This window comes from Polaromonas sp. P3_C2 (assembly GCF_056402675.1).
Map to the genome: position 1 here is coordinate 1 of NZ_JBFUGX010001010.1, position 1,062 is coordinate 1,062.

The window sequence follows — 1,062 nt, forward strand, 5'->3', positions numbered from 1 at the left end:
ATGCCGCTGACGACGGGACCGATACGCCCGATCCCGACGGTGAGGCGCCCGGTGGCCTCCCGCCTGTAGACCCGGCCCCCTGAGTCCCCGCGATTTTTAATGAAAAAAGGCTGCAGCCCTTTATGGACAAGCGCAAGCAGCTATTGATTTGGTAGCAACCAAACGCCGGGAAGAACGGCAGGCAATCAAAAGCCCGGCAATACCTGTAAAGGTCTGCCGGGTTTGTCGTTTCAGGGAGCGGAATTTTCAGCCCGCAGGGCTTGCGCCAGCGCGGCCATGGCTGCGGTGCTGTGGTCCTGCGGCGAAAGCACACGGGCCGTGGCATGCCCGGAAAAATTGCGCTGCATCGACTGGAGATAGCCCGGGTCGTAGTGTTGGACCAGCAGTTCACGCACCACCGAAGCCACGTCGCCACTGCGGGCGYGTGCCTGCCAGTCCTGCACAACGGCCTTGCCGCGTGCTTCCGTCAGGGCGCCCAGGCGTTCGCAGAAGAACGCGATGTCTTTCACGAAAAAGTCATAGTCTTCCAGCAGCAGCGCTACGCGTTCATCCTCCGGCAGGTCCAGCTGCAGGCAAGGGCTGGCCCGCATGGCGGTGATCAGGCCTTCCGGCACGGCCACATTGCCGACTTTCTTGCTTTCACTTTCAATGTAGACCGGCTGGGCCGGATCAAAACGTTTCAGCGCAGCCCAGATGCTGCTGTCAAACGCCTTCTGGCTGGGCTGCTGCACACCGGGGATGGCGCCCAGCACCGAACTGCGGTGGTTGGCCAGCGCTTCCAGGTCCAGCACCTGCGCGCCTTCGGCCGCCAGGGCCTGCAACAGCCGGGTCTTGCCCGAACCCGTGGGGCCGCACACCACCCGGTAGCTAAAGCGGCCGGCCAGCTGCGGCAAATCCGCCACCAGCGCGGCGCGAAATGCCTTGTAACCGCCGTCCACCAGCGTCACCTTGAAGCCGATCTGGTCCAACACCAGCGCCAGCGAGCCGCTGCGCTTGCCGCCGCGCCAGCAATACAGCAGCGGTTGCCATTCCCGGGGTTTGTCCAGCACGTCACGCTGGATG

General features: G+C 63.8%; 1 protein-coding gene. It reads right to left on the reverse strand.

Translation table 11 applies throughout. From position 1 onward, the window contains the following. Positions 1-230: 230 nt before the first annotated feature. Positions 231-1,062, reverse strand: an 832-nt coding sequence (gene mnmH / locus AC1DWI_RS24210; RefSeq protein WP_477726048.1) for a tRNA 2-selenouridine(34) synthase MnmH, incomplete at its 5' end; no start/stop codon positions are given.